The following is a 13082-nucleotide window of genomic DNA, read 5'->3' as shown; positions in this document are numbered from 1 at the left end:
AGGCTGCGGGACTAACCGACGGAAGTCATGAAGGTGGCACTTGAACTGGCAGGAACGGACGTCTGCTTCCGCTGGAGCGCCAAGGCCTGAGGAACGCCGAATTCCGGTCTCGTCCGCCACAGATGCTCGGCTGGCTACCTTACAGTGGCTTGTCGATCTCTATGACCTCCAGCGGCTGTTCCAGCGTGCCCGTACTGACGAACAGGCGCTCGACACCCACGTTCGTTGCCCAAGCCGTGCCGGCTGCTTCGGCCTTTTCGATGCTGTCAAAGGCTGGACCATCGACAATCGACACGGAGTCGCCGTCATCAGAACCGACGCACAATGCGGAGGCGGTCAGCTTGAAGGTTGATCCGGCCACTTCCTCAATTCGGATGCAGTCAGCATCAACTGGCGCTTGTTCGCCAACGGGTAGCCGGACGATCTCCATTGTTCACTCCTGACCTAATCGCGGTGATCAACGTCGAAATCGGAAGTCGGGTCCGTCTGGAGCGCTTAGGCTACGACACGGCCACCTCGTGCCGGTGAGATGTTGGGTCGCTACCGCCGAAGGAGGCTCGCGGTTGAGATGAGCCAGCGTGCACTTTCCAGCATGAGCCGCAGCGGACCTGAACGCATCTGGGTCTTGGCGCCGCGGGTTCAACGGTCGGCTTCCACGGCGACGGCAATCCTGCTCGCTCCAAACCTGCGGCCGCTACTGATTGATTTCGGGCTCGACGAGCTTGGCGAGCTTGCGGAGCGATTCCTGCCAGCCGAGGTAGCAGGCCTCGACCGGGATAGCGTCAGGAATGCCTTGCTGTTCGATCGTGAGCTCGGTGCCAACTGATACGGCGGTCAGCGTTACCGATACACTCATCTCGCCCGGCAGTGCGGGGTCATCGAAGCGGTCGGTGTAGATGAGCTTCTCGTCCGGGACGAGTTCGACATACTCACCGCCGAAGGAGTGACTGACACCGGTCGTGAAGTTTCGGAACGACATCCTATGCCTGCCACCTTCGCGCGCTTCGAGTTCGTGAACGGTGCAGACAAAGCCGAACGGCGGCAGCCAGCTGGCGATTGCGTCCGGCTCAAGGAAGGCACGGTAAACTTTCGTTGGGCGCGCGGCGAGAACGCGATGCAGTTTGACAGTATTCGGCATCTTTGTTTCCTCCTTATGCTCAGGGTGGTGAGCTTTAGCCGATTATAAGCAGCCGCTCATATGATCGTGAAGCTGCATGGCCGCTGCGAATTGCGAGGCGGGGCGGGTGGACACCCAAACAGTGCAGTCTTTCTATGGCGCTGTCGCCATGATCAAGCCCACCATGAACATCTCGTCTGCTAGCTCACCATCCGCTTCTGGTCACTCCAGCTTGCGGCGATGGCATCGCTCCTCACCAGCTTTGCCACGGTCATAGCGGCGTCCTGGCTACCCAGAAGCACCGCCTCGATCATTTCGGGCGACAAGAATGCCAGCCGTACCACCCGGCACACATAGGACCTGGTGATCCCTTCGCGGGTGGCGATTGTACTCACGTCGATGTCGCCCGTGCGAAGCTCAGCCCACCAGCGCCGCGCCCGAACCAGCATCTTCACCAAGGATCCGTCGATCTGGCCTGTCGACGGCCGGCCGCCTTGCACAAGTCTCAACACTCTTCCCGATCGCGTCACTCGAACATCCGCGTGGAGGGTGATGGCGGTCGCCCCTGCCTCAGGCCGTGCCACGCGCAGCGCAGCTGCAAGCTCGTTTACGTCGCACATGATCTCCACCCGATCGGCAAGCACCTGAACCCGGGTGACGAGCGCCGTTAGAACGGACCTGTTACCCAGCTGAACCTCGGCAGCAACTTCCCGGCACCTGGCAGAAAACAGGTTGAGCTCGTCGGGCGGCACGTTGAGCCAGCCTGTCGCCAGAAGCTCCATCGGATCGTTCAATATTTCGACGAGGCGGGCCGACACCAACGCCTCAATCTCGCGAGCAGGGATGCGCATGCCGGTGTCCGATTGTTTGTGGTGGAGAGCCCGGCTCACATAGTAGCGATACCTCACCTTTGCCTTCAGCGTGTGGACCGCCAGGAGCGCCTCGCTGTCAGCATCGAAGATCCTACCTGCGAGGATGCTCCGATTGGTCGAGTGCCGGGTACCAACGCCGGCGTTGTTCCCCGCCAGCAGCTGCTGAGCTCTAGCGAACGTCTCCCGGTCAATGATGGGTGGATGATTACCAGGATAGGTGATGTCCCGGTGAGGGATGTCGCCGACATACGTTACTCGGCTGAGGATGTGGTACAGCTGTCCTCGCGAGAACGAGCCGCCACCAAGCGCCTTGCCGCTCGCCGTGGAGCGCCGAGGCACGGCCACGTCTTGTGCTTGCAGCTCATCGGCAAGCAGCCGCACGCTGCGGAGTTCCAGATAGCGGTCGAAGATGCGGCGGACGAGGGCGGCATGTTCATCGACAACGGCAAGGCTTCGTCCATCGGCTCTGTACCCGAGGGGAGGAATACCGCCCATCCACATGCCCTTGGCCTTCGAGGCCGCAATCTTGTCCCGGATCCGCTCGGCAGTCACCTCACGCTCGAACTGAGCGAAGGAGAGCAGCATGTTGAGTGTGAGCCGGCCCATGCTGGTGGTGGTGTTGAACGACTGCGTGACGGAGACGAAGGAGACGCCTGCCTTGTCGAACGCCTCCACCAGCTTTGAGAAGTCGAGCAACGACCGGGTGAGGCGGTCCACCTTGTAGACGACCACAATGTCGATCCTGCCGCTCGCAATGTCCGAGAGCAGGCGCTGGATGGCAGGACGCTCGAGAGTGCCGCCCGAAAGCCCGCCATCGTCATAGCGCTCCGATAGTTCCGACCAGCCCTCGCTCGCCTGCGAGAGGATGTAGGCAGAGCAGGCCTCTCTTTGTGCATCGAGGCTGTTGAACGCCTGCTCCAGCCCCTCATCGCTCGACTTGCGGGTGTAGATGGCGCAGCGGGTCCGCTTCATGCTGCTTTCTTCTTCAGGCCGAAGAATGCAGGGCCGGACCAGCGAGTGCCGGTAATCGCTCGGGCGACCTCACTGAGCGAGCGATACTCACGCTCCTCCCACCTGATGACCTTGTCTTCACCAACGGTGACGACGTGCAGCCGCCCGTTCCACTCGCGTGCAAGCCGCATCCCTGGGCGAGCGGGAGAGGTCTGCGTGAGGCCGCGGCCGATTTGATCCAGCTTTCGGATCGTTTCGCGCGAGAGGCCGCCATAGGCGCGTGCCTGTAGTTCCCAGGCAACCGCCAGCCGGAGCATCCTTGCACTCACCTTCGGCACCGCTGAGTTCGTGATACGTGCCCACTGCGTTCGAAGCTCAGCCAGAGACAGGCTCTCCAGCCGGGCAACTTCCTGCTCGACGTCCATTAGGCGGAGACATCGCTACGATAGCAGGTCGCGCCGTCGCGGCTGAACCGAGCGATGGCGACGCCCTTCTTCCGAAGACCGGTGAGAGCCGCTCGAGTGCTGTGCGGGAGCCAGCCTGTTGCATCCACCAGCTCGGCAAGGGTGGCGCCGTCGGCGCGGGCAAGCAGCGAGCAGACGAGGTCGGACTTGTTCTGCCGGGGGAGGGGAGGCGGGGCTTCGTTCCGAGTGAGCTCGGGTTCGTCAACGTCGCTGCCGATGTTTACTGCGGCGAGACCTGCTTTTGTGATGAAGAGGCCATAGGTCAGCTCATCGTCCGATCGGTGGATTGCAGTCTTCTCGCGGGTCTTGCGCTCCTCGAGCAGGCCTTGCCTCAGAAGAGCGGCGATGGGCTTCGTGAGCGGTTTTCCTGCCATCGATGCGGGCAGGGGATAGAGGCTTGAACTCTCACGCTGTGCGGCATGAATCAGCAGGATCGCTTGAGTGTCGCTGAGCTTGGGCATGATAGTGGCTCCTGTTCAGGATGAGCGGCACCATTGCCGCTCCCACCACCTGCAGCCCCGCTAGCGATGCTTGGGGGCACGCCGACCGGTTCGCGGCCGCTGGGTGAGGTGTTTGCTCTGGTTGCGGGGGAAGTCCAGTCGAGAACCTCAGCCTTTTGTTGATGTGCAGCTCAGCGGCGAAATAGAAGAAGGACTCGAACCGAACTCACAGGTCCGGTCGTCCCTTTGCGACTATGTCTTCTGCAAACACGGTGCTCGCTCAGCATCAAATCCTATGCACCCGGTCTAGTCAGCCTGCGCAGGCGAAATCTACAGGAAATGGTCCGGCAGAGTGTTCCCTGCCCTGCCGGACCTCATTGGACTAAAACTTCTTGCCAACTCGGATTCCGTAAGTCCGCGGCGGAAGGTACTGTTCATTTATGATTGCGCCTACGAGGGGCGTGAATACGGCAGACCCGGCAATCACCGTCTTGTCAAAGATATTGTTCATGTACAGGCTAAGGTACCAATCGTCCGCGCCCTCGTAACGGATGTTGGCATTCGCCAACTGGTACGATCGTTGACCGTTGCTTTCGTTGTTGAACTCCGTGAAGAAGACGCGGGAGGACACGAACAGCTCGCCGCGGACCGTCAGCGATCCACCAAAGACCGGGGCTTCATACTGGGCGCCGATTTTCCCCGACCACTTTGGCGCGTTCGGAAGCAGATTACCGGAAAGATCCAGAATTGGAGAGCCCGTGATGGCTGGGTTTCGTGAGTTGTAAGACGTAAAGCGGGCATGGTTATACGCGCCGAACCCGTCGATGCTGAAGTTCTTACCGATCGCCAAGCGAGCTTCCAATTCCACGCCATCGACCTTCGCCTGCGCCGCATTTGTCACCACCGTTGCAGTAGAGATGGCTTGGCCCAGCTGGAGGCCCTTATAGTCGTAATGGTAAACCGCAAGATTGGTTGTAAGTGCACGGTCGAACCAGCTCGCTTTAAGTCCAGCCTCGTAGCTCCAGATCGTCTCAGGATCGAAAGCCGGCGCAACTGCGCCAATAGCGAATCCGCCGCTTTTGAACCCCTTCTGTGCTGTGGCGTAGATCTGCTGGTTGTTACTGAACTGGTATCGCGCCCCAAATTTCGGTGAGAAGGAACTGAACGATACCTTATCCGGGAGGCCAAGGCAGACTGTGCAAGGCACATCCGGGGTTGGCGCCGCCTGCCGCGCGGTAATTGGTCCTGTCGGGCCCCTTAGGAAGGTCCGCTCATCCATGATGCGCTTGCTCTCCTTAGAATACCGTCCTCCCACGATCAGCGTCAGTTTCGGCGTGACGTGGTAGCTCAGCTCGCCGAATGCCGCGTAGGCATTGGTCTCGACCCTCCCGCCCTGGAAGTACTGGCTTATTATCGCTGCGAGAAAGGGTGGGAAAAGCCCGTTGGCACGTGCGAAGTTTTTCTCGTGAAAATAGTATAGGCCGACAATCCAGTCGAGCGACCCACTGCTGCGGCCGAGCTGCAGTTCCTGCGAGAACGTCTTGTAGTCTTCCTCGCGTGTGTTCTGCCCAGGCTGGGCAGTTCCCTCCTGATCGAACACGGCCTCTAAGGACCCCTCTCGGAATGCCGTCAAAGACGTAAGGTCAGCGAACGATAAATCGAGCTCCGAGCGAAGGGAAATGCCGTAGTCTTCCGAAATGTTGACTGGGTCGATGTCAGAAAACACGTCACGCGGATCGGCGGGTATGGGGAACCCGCGGTTGGTCGCGGCATTGGGACCGCATGGCGTTTGGACGCATCTGCGGAAATGAGTCGCGCCAGCCTTGTCGTCACGCTTGAAATAGTCGCCCTGCAGTAGGAAATTAGTACTATCGCTTGGACGGAACTCGAGCATACCCCTGATGGCGCGGGTCTTCAGGTCATCGATGTCGCGGCCGTTTGTGAGATTGGTTCCGTAGCCGTCGCGCTCTTGGACCCGCGCTGAAACTCGAGCCAGCAGCCGGTCGGCAACCAGCGCTCCGCCGAAGGCTCCTTCGACGGACAAGTCGCCGTAATTGCCATAAGCCAAGTCCATGTATCCGGACGCCTTGGTGGAGGGTCGTTTCGAAATGATGTTGATAGCGCCGCCCGTGGCGTTACGGCCATAGAGAGTGCCCTGCGGCCCCCGCGCTACCTCGATGCGATCCACGTCGAACAGCCCTGAGAGCGCAGCGAATGGCCGCGACTGGTATACGCCATCCCTGTGCAGCGCAACGCTCCCCTCCGCGCCGGCGGTCAACACGCCGAAGCCGATGCCACGGATAGCAACGACGCCGGAACCTAGGCGCGGCGAGATGTTCAGGTTTGGCACCGAGGTCTGAACGTCGACCAAGTTCGTAACCGGCGACCTCTCCAACAACTCACCACTGAGAGCCGTGATCGCCATCGGGATGTCCTGTAGGCGCTCCGACCGGCGCTGAGCAGTGACGACGATGTCGGCCAAGCCACCCTGCTGGTCGGTCTGGTCGCCACCCAGCACAGGCGTTTCAGGGCCTGCTTGCGATGGTTCGGCGATAGCCTGTCCATGGGCGACGCCCGCCATTGAGACACAGCCCAGCGCTGTAGCAGCCAGAAACAGATACTTCATTTGATATCCCTCCCTCATTTTCAATTCCTTTTTTTTTGTATTTGCCATGATGTCGCGATTAGTCGCCCGCTTCGCCTTCGAAAGCGCTCAGTGCCTGCCGAATTGACGCGAGATGCGCTTCGCGTAGGCGGGGGGTCAGGCCGGCGGTCAGACCGCCGTCAACCACCAGATCATGGCCTGTGACGTAGCTGGCCTCATCGCTGGCGAGGTAAACTGCCGCCGAGGCTATGTCTGAGGCAGTCCCGCCCCGGCCTAGTGGAGTCAAGTTACTTGTCACCGCCGCGATGCGGCGAAGGGCCTCTTCCGGATCAAGGTGATCCAAACCAAACATCGTTTGGAAGATCGGCGTCACGACTGCCCCCGGAGAGATCGCGTTCACTCGAATGCCGTACGGAGCGAACTCCATGGCTAGACAGCGCGTGAGATGGCAAACTGCTGCCTTAAGAGCGCTGTAGAGCGCTGGCGAGGAGTTGGCTCGGTGCGCCGCAGTACTCCCATTCTGCAGGATCACCCCGCCCCTCTGCTCAATCATCAAGCGTGCAACGTGCTGCGACACGAGAACGACGCTACCGAAGACCGACCACATGCTTTCACGAAGCATGTTACTAGTTACCTCGAGAAAGGGCGTGTACTCTGCCTCCGCGGCGTTGTTGAAAAGGCAGTCGATGCCACCGAGCAGCTCAGCTGCCCGCTCGACAAGTTCGCGGACATCGGCGTCCTGCGTCACGTCGGCGCGGACGAAGCGGGCTCGGCCCCCGGTTTCATCCTCCACCGTTCGACCGGCCGAGACGTTGCGACCGCAGAATACGACCTGCGCGCCCTCGTCGATGAAGCGTGTAACCACGCCGCGTCCCATGCCGCTAGTGCCACCGGTGATAAGGGCGCGCTTTCCAGCCAGCCGCATTGCACTCTTAGTCATAGAGGGAAGGCAGTCCGGCTCCGGGTATCTCTACCTCGGCTGTGAGCAGGACGCCTGTAGTGGCTGACCAGAGATGGCGGCGGTCATGCCCCTCGGAAGCAGTGATCAATAGCGTTCGCCCGTCTGCTCCGCCGAGCGCGCAGGCGCTCGCAATATGATCACCGGTGTTCACCTCGTCGGTGATCTCGCCGCCTTCGATGACCCTGATGACGCGGTTCCTGGTGGCCACCCAGAGACCGCCTCGGACATCGCCGCACATGCCGTCTGGCATTTCGCCAGGTAGATCGGCGAATATCGTCGCCGGCCCTAGCGATCCGTCTCCATTGATCGAGAAGGCGTAGACGCAGGCGTCATAGGTGTCGGCGGTAAGCAGCCGGTCCTCACCGGGAAAAATCACGCTTCCGTTAGCGAAGAAGGTGGCATCTGACGCGCTACCCACTTCGCCCTCCGTAGTAACGCGTAGCAGCGGGCTGCGCTTTTTCTCGGCTTTACCCTCAAAGCTCGCAAACGCGTCATAGTTGATGGTGTCGACGTAGAAGTCTCCGCGCGGGCTACGCACCATGTCGTTGATCATATTCTCTGCAATCGTCGAGCAGTCCGCGATTTCCGTGACCTCGCGCGTGCCGGACAGCCAATTCTTGAGGTGCAGGATCTTGCGGTCGAATACTGAGGCCACGAAAAACCCGTCAGCATCGTCGAAGGCCATGCCGGAGATCATGTCTCGTTGCTTACTGAGCATGCGGACCTCGCCACCCTTGAGCTCGAAAAGCTTGCCGTCATCAATGTCGACGAAGTAAAATGCCTGACGGCCGGCGTGCCAGCGTGGCGTTTCCGGAAAGATAAACCCTTTGGCCAGCAGGTCTGAAGTCAGTTTCATGCTCTTCCTCTCTTCGTGCGCCGGCTGAGACCGGAATTCGCTTTCGAGCAATGCTACGGCGACTTGAGGAGGATCGCCCCTCCCGTCGCGGGAGGGGGAGGGAAAGTATTAGAGTACCGGCGCAGCCATCGAAGGGACCATACGTGGGAGCGCGAGAAACAGCGCGCTGCAGAGGCTCAGAAGCACTGATGCGCCGATTAATGCAGCCTGGTACGTCCCGGTGGTGTCGGCAATCCAACCGTAGACGAACGGTGAGCTTGCAGCGCCCACTAGCACGGCAGAATACTGTATGCCGTAAATGCGTCCAAAGCGGTCAAGACCGAAGTAGCGCGCGGTCATGTAGCCGATCAGGTCGAGCTCTGCGCCCATAGCCACGCCTATCGCGACCGCTCCTAGCATGGCCGCCGACGGGCCAAGCAGGGTCATAGCAGTAAGGCCTAGCGCACTAAAGGCCATCACTGCGGCCGCGACCCACGGTGCGTGGATGCGATCGATCAAATAGCCAGTCAGAACTCGCGCGATTGCGAGCGACGCGCCGCTGACGCTCGCGATGAGACCCGCCTCCTTTAGCGTCATACCCATGTCCGCGAGGTAAGTAATTAGGTGAAGCTGGAGCCCGCTAACTGCGAAGGGGATAAGGCCGGCGCAGATCAGCATGAGCCAAAAGGCGCGGTCTCCGACCGCGTCGCCTAACGAAGTGCTGGAGTTGCTCCGGGGCGACGCCGTGGCGGCCGTCCCGCCCATCAGGAAAATGACGGCCGGGGTGGCGACCGCCACGACGAGCGCGAGCGCGACAAAGCCGGCGCGCCATCCGTTCTCGGCAGCGTAGGGCGTGAGCAGCAGCGGGAGGAGCACGCCAGTTATACCGCCCCCCGTCATAGCCAGCCCAAGCGCAAGCCCGCGATGACGGAAGAAGCTGCTACTAAGGACGCGCGCATAGACGACTGTCGCAGAGCCGCTGGCGGTCACAGCCATCGCCGCAAAACCTGCATAGAAGAGCCTTATGTCGTTGGTGAGCCGACTGAAGAGATAGAGTGATATCGCAAGTGCGCTGAGCGAGACCGCGACGATCAGGCGCGGATGGACGCGATCGACTACCCAGCCCAGTAACGGCACGGCGAATGCAAGCGTACCAATTAGGATCGTCGGTCCGAGTGAGATCTGCGCGCGGGTCCAACCGAACTCGACCTGCAGGTCGCGCAGAAAGACCCCTATCGCGGGAGAGGGGATTACGATGATCCCGATACTGATGCCGAGGAACGAGCCCAGCAGCAACATCCAGCCTCTCGCAAACTCGTTTTGTCCGACGCCACCCGACGCAAGTCGCGATTGAACCGATGCCATATCCTCTCCTCTCGGGACCTTGCCCGCTCGCGTGCTATGGTCCGCAGCCTCATCTCTATCCTTAGATCGGAGGGGCGCCCCCCCCCGTTGCGGGAGGGGACGGACGGAATTCCCAAAGCTAAGTCGCTATCGAGGGGCGGGCTCTACATCGCTCCCGCAACCTAATTGGGTAAGGAGCAGCCGTGTCCGCAGTATACATCGTTGGGGTCGGCATGACCCGGTTCGGGCCGGATCCAGCCAGCAGCGTAAAGACCCTGACTCGGTCCGCGCTTCTGGAGGCGATCGGCGACTGCGGGCTGGATGCCTCCGATATCGACACCGCCTTCTTCTCGAACGCTTTTCAGCCCATCGTCGAGGGGCAGACCTCAGTTCCGGGCCAGATCGCGCTCCGCCACGCGGGAGTTGAGGGCATCCCGATTGTGAACGTGGAGAACGGCTGCGCATCTGCCTCCACAGCATTCTGGCTCGCTGTAGATCAGATACGCTCGGGCGCCTCCGATGTTGCGCTCGCTATTGGCGCAGAGAAAATGGTGTTTAACGATCCGGCGCGCCGCGCCAAAGTTATGGCTGCGTTCGATGGTGGTCTCGACGTTGAGACGGCGCAGGAGACGCTTGCGGACCTCGACGCGGAAGGAGCGGGAATTACCGGACCCTCCGGCGACGGACATCGCACAAAGTTCATGGACATCTACGCCGCAAAATGCCGTGCACACATGGCGAACTTCGGCACGACTCAGCGCCAGTTGGCGATCATCGCATCGAAGAACCATGGTCACGCCTCGCTAAACGATCGATGCCACTACAAAAATCCGATGACCGTCGATGAGGTGCTAGCAGGCCGTCCCTTAGGCTACCCACTAACAGTGCCGATGTGCGCACCGTTGAGTGATGGCGGCGCGGCGGCGATCGTCTGCGGGGAACGGACACTTGACCGAATCGGTGCGCGATCCCGCGCGGTGCGGATCGACGCATGCGTTCTGAAGTCGGCAACGACGCGCCGCTGGGGCGATTTGGATGACCATCTCGTGCGTCGCGCTGCGCGGGACGCCTATTCGATCGCCGGCATTGGGCCGGAAGAAGTGCAGGTCGCGGAAGTCCACGACGCCGCCGCGTTCGGCGAACTCTTCATGTCCGAGATGCTGGGCATTTGCGAAACGGGCGGTGGCGGCCACCTTGCCGAGTCGGGTGCGACGGCGTTGGGCGGTCGTATTCCGATCAACCCATCAGGAGGACTCGAGTCGAAAGGCCATCCGATCGGCGCCACGGGCCTGGGCCAGATCTTTGAGCTGACGACCCAACTGCGAGGTGAGGCGGGCAGGCGGCAGGTGGAGGGAACTCGGGTAGCCTTGCAGGAGAACGGTGGCGGCTTTGTGGGCGTTGAAGAGGGCGCTACGGTCGTCACGGTTCTGAGCAGGTAGCAGGCATGAGCATCCTCCAACTACTGCGCCGCGGGCAGCGGCGGACCGCCACCGGTGTTGCCATCGTGGACGGTGATCGTCGGCTGGACTTCGACGAATTCATCGGCCGCATCGAGCGCGTCGCGGCCCGACTGAGCGACGCCGGCGTTGGGCGCGGGACCCGCGTCGGCGTAGCAGCTCCGAACAGCGCCGAGGCGCTGATCGCTCCTTATGGGATATTGGCCACAGGCGCGACGTATGTCCCCGTGTCCGCCGCCGGCACACCCGCCGAGATTTCCGGAATCTTGTCTCGCTTCGAATGCTCGAGCCTTGTATTCCATCCTAAGCTGGCCGGGGTTATCGACGAGGTGCGGCGATCCTCACCCGGCGTAGGCTTCATCGAGCTAGCCCAGCTGACCGCCGGCGCCGATCTGCCATCGGTCTCAAAACGCCGGCAGGAGCCGCGCCTGAGCGATACCGCATGGCTTTTGACGACTGGGGGTACGACCGGTGCTCCCAAAGGCGTGGAGCTCAGCTGGAGGGCGCTCAACGCGTTCGTGCAGAAGTTCGCGTGCGAGCTGCCCATGCAGGACGCCGTTATGCTTCTGGCTACCCCACTGACACATGCAGCGGGCATGTTCGCGCTTCCGATCCTCGCCTCCGGCGGGCGCCTAGTCATCGCGAACGGCGTCGATCCAGAACAGTTCATCGCGCTGATCGAAAAGCATCGGGTGACCACGACCTTTCTACCCCCGACTGCTGTCTACAAGCTGCTGGACCACCCTGGGGCGGAAGCGCGTGACTACACGTCCCTGCGCAATCTGTTCTACGGCGCGGCTCCGATGGCGGTGCCGCGCCTCAGGGAAGCCCTTCGCGTCTTCGGACCTGTTATGACACAAATTTATGGCCAGACCGAATGCCACACCTTCATTGCGCTTATGCGACCTCAAGATCATTACGTCGATGGGGACCTCAACGGTCAAATTGCCAACGAGAGGCGACTGTCTGCCTGCGGGCGACCGACGTTTGGCAACGTTGTGGAAATCCGTAGGGACGACGGGTTTCTCGCAGACGTCGACGAGATCGGAGAGATCTGCGTTTCTAGTGACCTTAACATGACTGGTTACTTCCGGGATCCCCTGCAGACCGAAACGACTCTAGTCGACGAGTTCGTTCTAACTGGCGACCTGGGTTGCATAGACGAAGACGGATTCCTTCATATCGTGGATCGGAAGAAGGACATGATCAATTCTGGCGGTTTCAATGTGTATCCGTCTGAGGTTGAAGCAATGCTCAACGACCATCCGGCAGTGGCTGAATGCGCCGTTGTCGGCGTCCCCGACAGCTATTGGGGTGAAATGGTGGTCGCCGCCGTCAAACTCCGCCCTGGACAAGATTTAAAACCTGAAGAGTTGAAAAATCACCTGCAGTCCAACCTCGGTCCCATAAAGACCCCGAAGTCGATCCAAATTTGGAGCGATCTGCCGAAAAGCCCGCTGGGCAAGATACTGAAGCATGCGGTCCGTGATAAATTTGTGAATACAATGAGTGCCCAAAACGGGTCGCGGCTGGGTCCACCACCCAGCTAGTGTGGTAATCACCATGTCGCGTGCCCGTCCCCAAACCGCCGCGAACCCCGGTTACGCACGCGTCAGACCCTCTGTCCGGTACTGCATGGCAATACCATGTGAGTCTAATAGCGTTTAGCTGCGAACGGCCTCCTTAGCGCTTCGGCGAACAGTTGTGCATGCACGTGCTCATTGCAGATCGCTTCGCGTGGCCGAAGCCCGATAAGGAAGGTTGCGACGTTCGAGAGGGCGCTCAGGGGAGCCGATCGATGGGTCGGACAACGAGAAACGGCCTTTCAGGCGACACGATCGTCGAGCAGATATTCTCAGGTGTCCGCGCATTCTAATTTACGGCTGGCTGATTGCCTTACATAATTGGATCCTGGCAAGAAGTGCGCGAAACGGCCGACACTTCTGAACGTTGATCGACAGGTCAGCCCCTTAGACCTTCAGAACCTCTCGCTGCTCGGTGCTGGGCGGGACGCGTTGCCGCGACACGAGAAGTTG

Annotated in this window: 11 protein-coding genes; 2 read left to right on the top strand and 9 right to left on the bottom strand. The window is 60.7% G+C overall.

Features of this window, described 5'->3' with window-relative positions; all coding sequences use genetic code 11:
- Window positions 1-139 precede the first annotated feature (139 nt).
- From SX1_RS20475 to SX1_RS23605, 9 genes are all read right to left on the bottom strand, one after another.
- Window positions 140-430 (bottom strand): hypothetical protein, encoded by a 291-nt coding sequence (locus SX1_RS20475; RefSeq protein WP_019054587.1) that lies wholly within the window; start codon window positions 428-430, stop codon window positions 140-142.
- A 264-nt stretch (window positions 431-694) separates the two neighbouring features.
- Window positions 695-1138, bottom strand: coding sequence for an SRPBCC family protein (locus tag SX1_RS20470; protein ID WP_019054586.1), 444 nt, complete (start codon window positions 1136-1138; stop codon window positions 695-697).
- Window positions 1139-1317: 179 nt separating this feature from the next.
- Complete coding sequence (locus SX1_RS20465; RefSeq protein WP_019054585.1) at window positions 1318-2961, bottom strand: recombinase family protein; 1644 nt, start codon at window positions 2959-2961, stop codon at window positions 1318-1320.
- Window positions 2958-3365 (bottom strand): DUF2924 domain-containing protein, encoded by a 408-nt coding sequence (locus SX1_RS20460; protein WP_019054584.1) that lies wholly within the window; start codon window positions 3363-3365, stop codon window positions 2958-2960. The genes SX1_RS20465 and SX1_RS20460 overlap by 4 nt, the downstream gene beginning before the upstream one ends.
- Window positions 3365-3865: a DUF3489 domain-containing protein gene (locus SX1_RS20455; protein WP_019054583.1), complete on the bottom strand. Its 501-nt coding sequence runs from the start codon at window positions 3863-3865 to the stop codon at window positions 3365-3367. Before SX1_RS20455 ends, SX1_RS20460 begins: the two co-directional genes overlap by 1 nt.
- Window positions 3866-4226: 361 nt before the next feature.
- Window positions 4227-6470 carry a TonB-dependent receptor gene (locus tag SX1_RS23165; RefSeq protein WP_167539655.1) on the bottom strand — a complete coding sequence of 748 codons (2244 nt, stop codon included), beginning with the start codon at window positions 6468-6470 and terminating at the stop codon, window positions 4227-4229.
- Window positions 6471-6528: 58 nt separating this feature from the next.
- Window positions 6529-7374 carry an SDR family NAD(P)-dependent oxidoreductase gene (locus tag SX1_RS20445; protein WP_019054581.1) on the bottom strand — a complete coding sequence of 282 codons (846 nt, stop codon included), beginning with the start codon at window positions 7372-7374 and terminating at the stop codon, window positions 6529-6531.
- A 7-nt stretch (window positions 7375-7381) separates the two neighbouring features.
- Window positions 7382-8266 (bottom strand): SMP-30/gluconolactonase/LRE family protein, encoded by an 885-nt coding sequence (locus SX1_RS20440; RefSeq protein ID WP_026150000.1) that lies wholly within the window; start codon window positions 8264-8266, stop codon window positions 7382-7384.
- A gap of 108 nt (window positions 8267-8374) precedes the next feature.
- Window positions 8375-9610, bottom strand: coding sequence for an MFS transporter (locus tag SX1_RS23605; protein ID WP_026149999.1), 1236 nt, complete (start codon window positions 9608-9610; stop codon window positions 8375-8377).
- A gap of 182 nt (window positions 9611-9792) precedes the next feature.
- Between SX1_RS23605 and SX1_RS20430 the strand changes: the two genes are divergently transcribed.
- Window positions 9793-11028 carry a thiolase family protein gene (locus SX1_RS20430; protein WP_026149998.1) on the top strand — a complete coding sequence of 412 codons (1236 nt, stop codon included), beginning with the start codon at window positions 9793-9795 and terminating at the stop codon, window positions 11026-11028.
- A 5-nt stretch (window positions 11029-11033) separates the two neighbouring features.
- Window positions 11034-12596, top strand: coding sequence for a class I adenylate-forming enzyme family protein (locus tag SX1_RS23155; RefSeq protein ID WP_019054577.1), 1563 nt, complete (start codon window positions 11034-11036; stop codon window positions 12594-12596).
- Window positions 12597-13082 lie beyond the last annotated feature (486 nt).

Origin of the sequence: Sphingobium xenophagum NBRC 107872 (genome assembly GCF_000367345.1) — a bacterium.
GTDB classification, from domain to species: domain Bacteria; phylum Pseudomonadota; class Alphaproteobacteria; order Sphingomonadales; family Sphingomonadaceae; genus Sphingobium; species Sphingobium xenophagum.
Note: the sequence above shows the minus strand (reverse complement) of the source record. Positions and strands in the feature narration are given on the sequence as shown.

Coding starts and splice junctions, on each gene's coding strand:
- SX1_RS20475 (WP_019054587.1), bottom strand. CDS start 430: ATGGAGATCGTCCGGCTACCCGTTGGCGAACAAGCGCCAGTTGATGCT.
- SX1_RS20470 (WP_019054586.1), bottom strand. CDS start 1,138: ATGCCGAATACTGTCAAACTGCATCGCGTTCTCGCCGCGCGCCCAACG.
- SX1_RS20465 (WP_019054585.1), bottom strand. CDS start 2,961: ATGAAGCGGACCCGCTGCGCCATCTACACCCGCAAGTCGAGCGATGAG.
- SX1_RS20460 (WP_019054584.1), bottom strand. CDS start 3,365: ATGGACGTCGAGCAGGAAGTTGCCCGGCTGGAGAGCCTGTCTCTGGCT.
- SX1_RS20455 (WP_019054583.1), bottom strand. CDS start 3,865: ATGCCCAAGCTCAGCGACACTCAAGCGATCCTGCTGATTCATGCCGCA.
- SX1_RS23165 (WP_167539655.1), bottom strand. CDS start 6,470: ATGAAGTATCTGTTTCTGGCTGCTACAGCGCTGGGCTGTGTCTCAATG.
- SX1_RS20445 (WP_019054581.1), bottom strand. CDS start 7,374: ATGCGGCTGGCTGGAAAGCGCGCCCTTATCACCGGTGGCACTAGCGGC.
- SX1_RS20440 (WP_026150000.1), bottom strand. CDS start 8,266: ATGAAACTGACTTCAGACCTGCTGGCCAAAGGGTTTATCTTTCCGGAA.
- SX1_RS23605 (WP_026149999.1), bottom strand. CDS start 9,610: ATGGCATCGGTTCAATCGCGACTTGCGTCGGGTGGCGTCGGACAAAAC.
- SX1_RS23155 (WP_019054577.1), top strand. CDS start 11,034: ATGAGCATCCTCCAACTACTGCGCCGCGGGCAGCGGCGGACCGCCACC.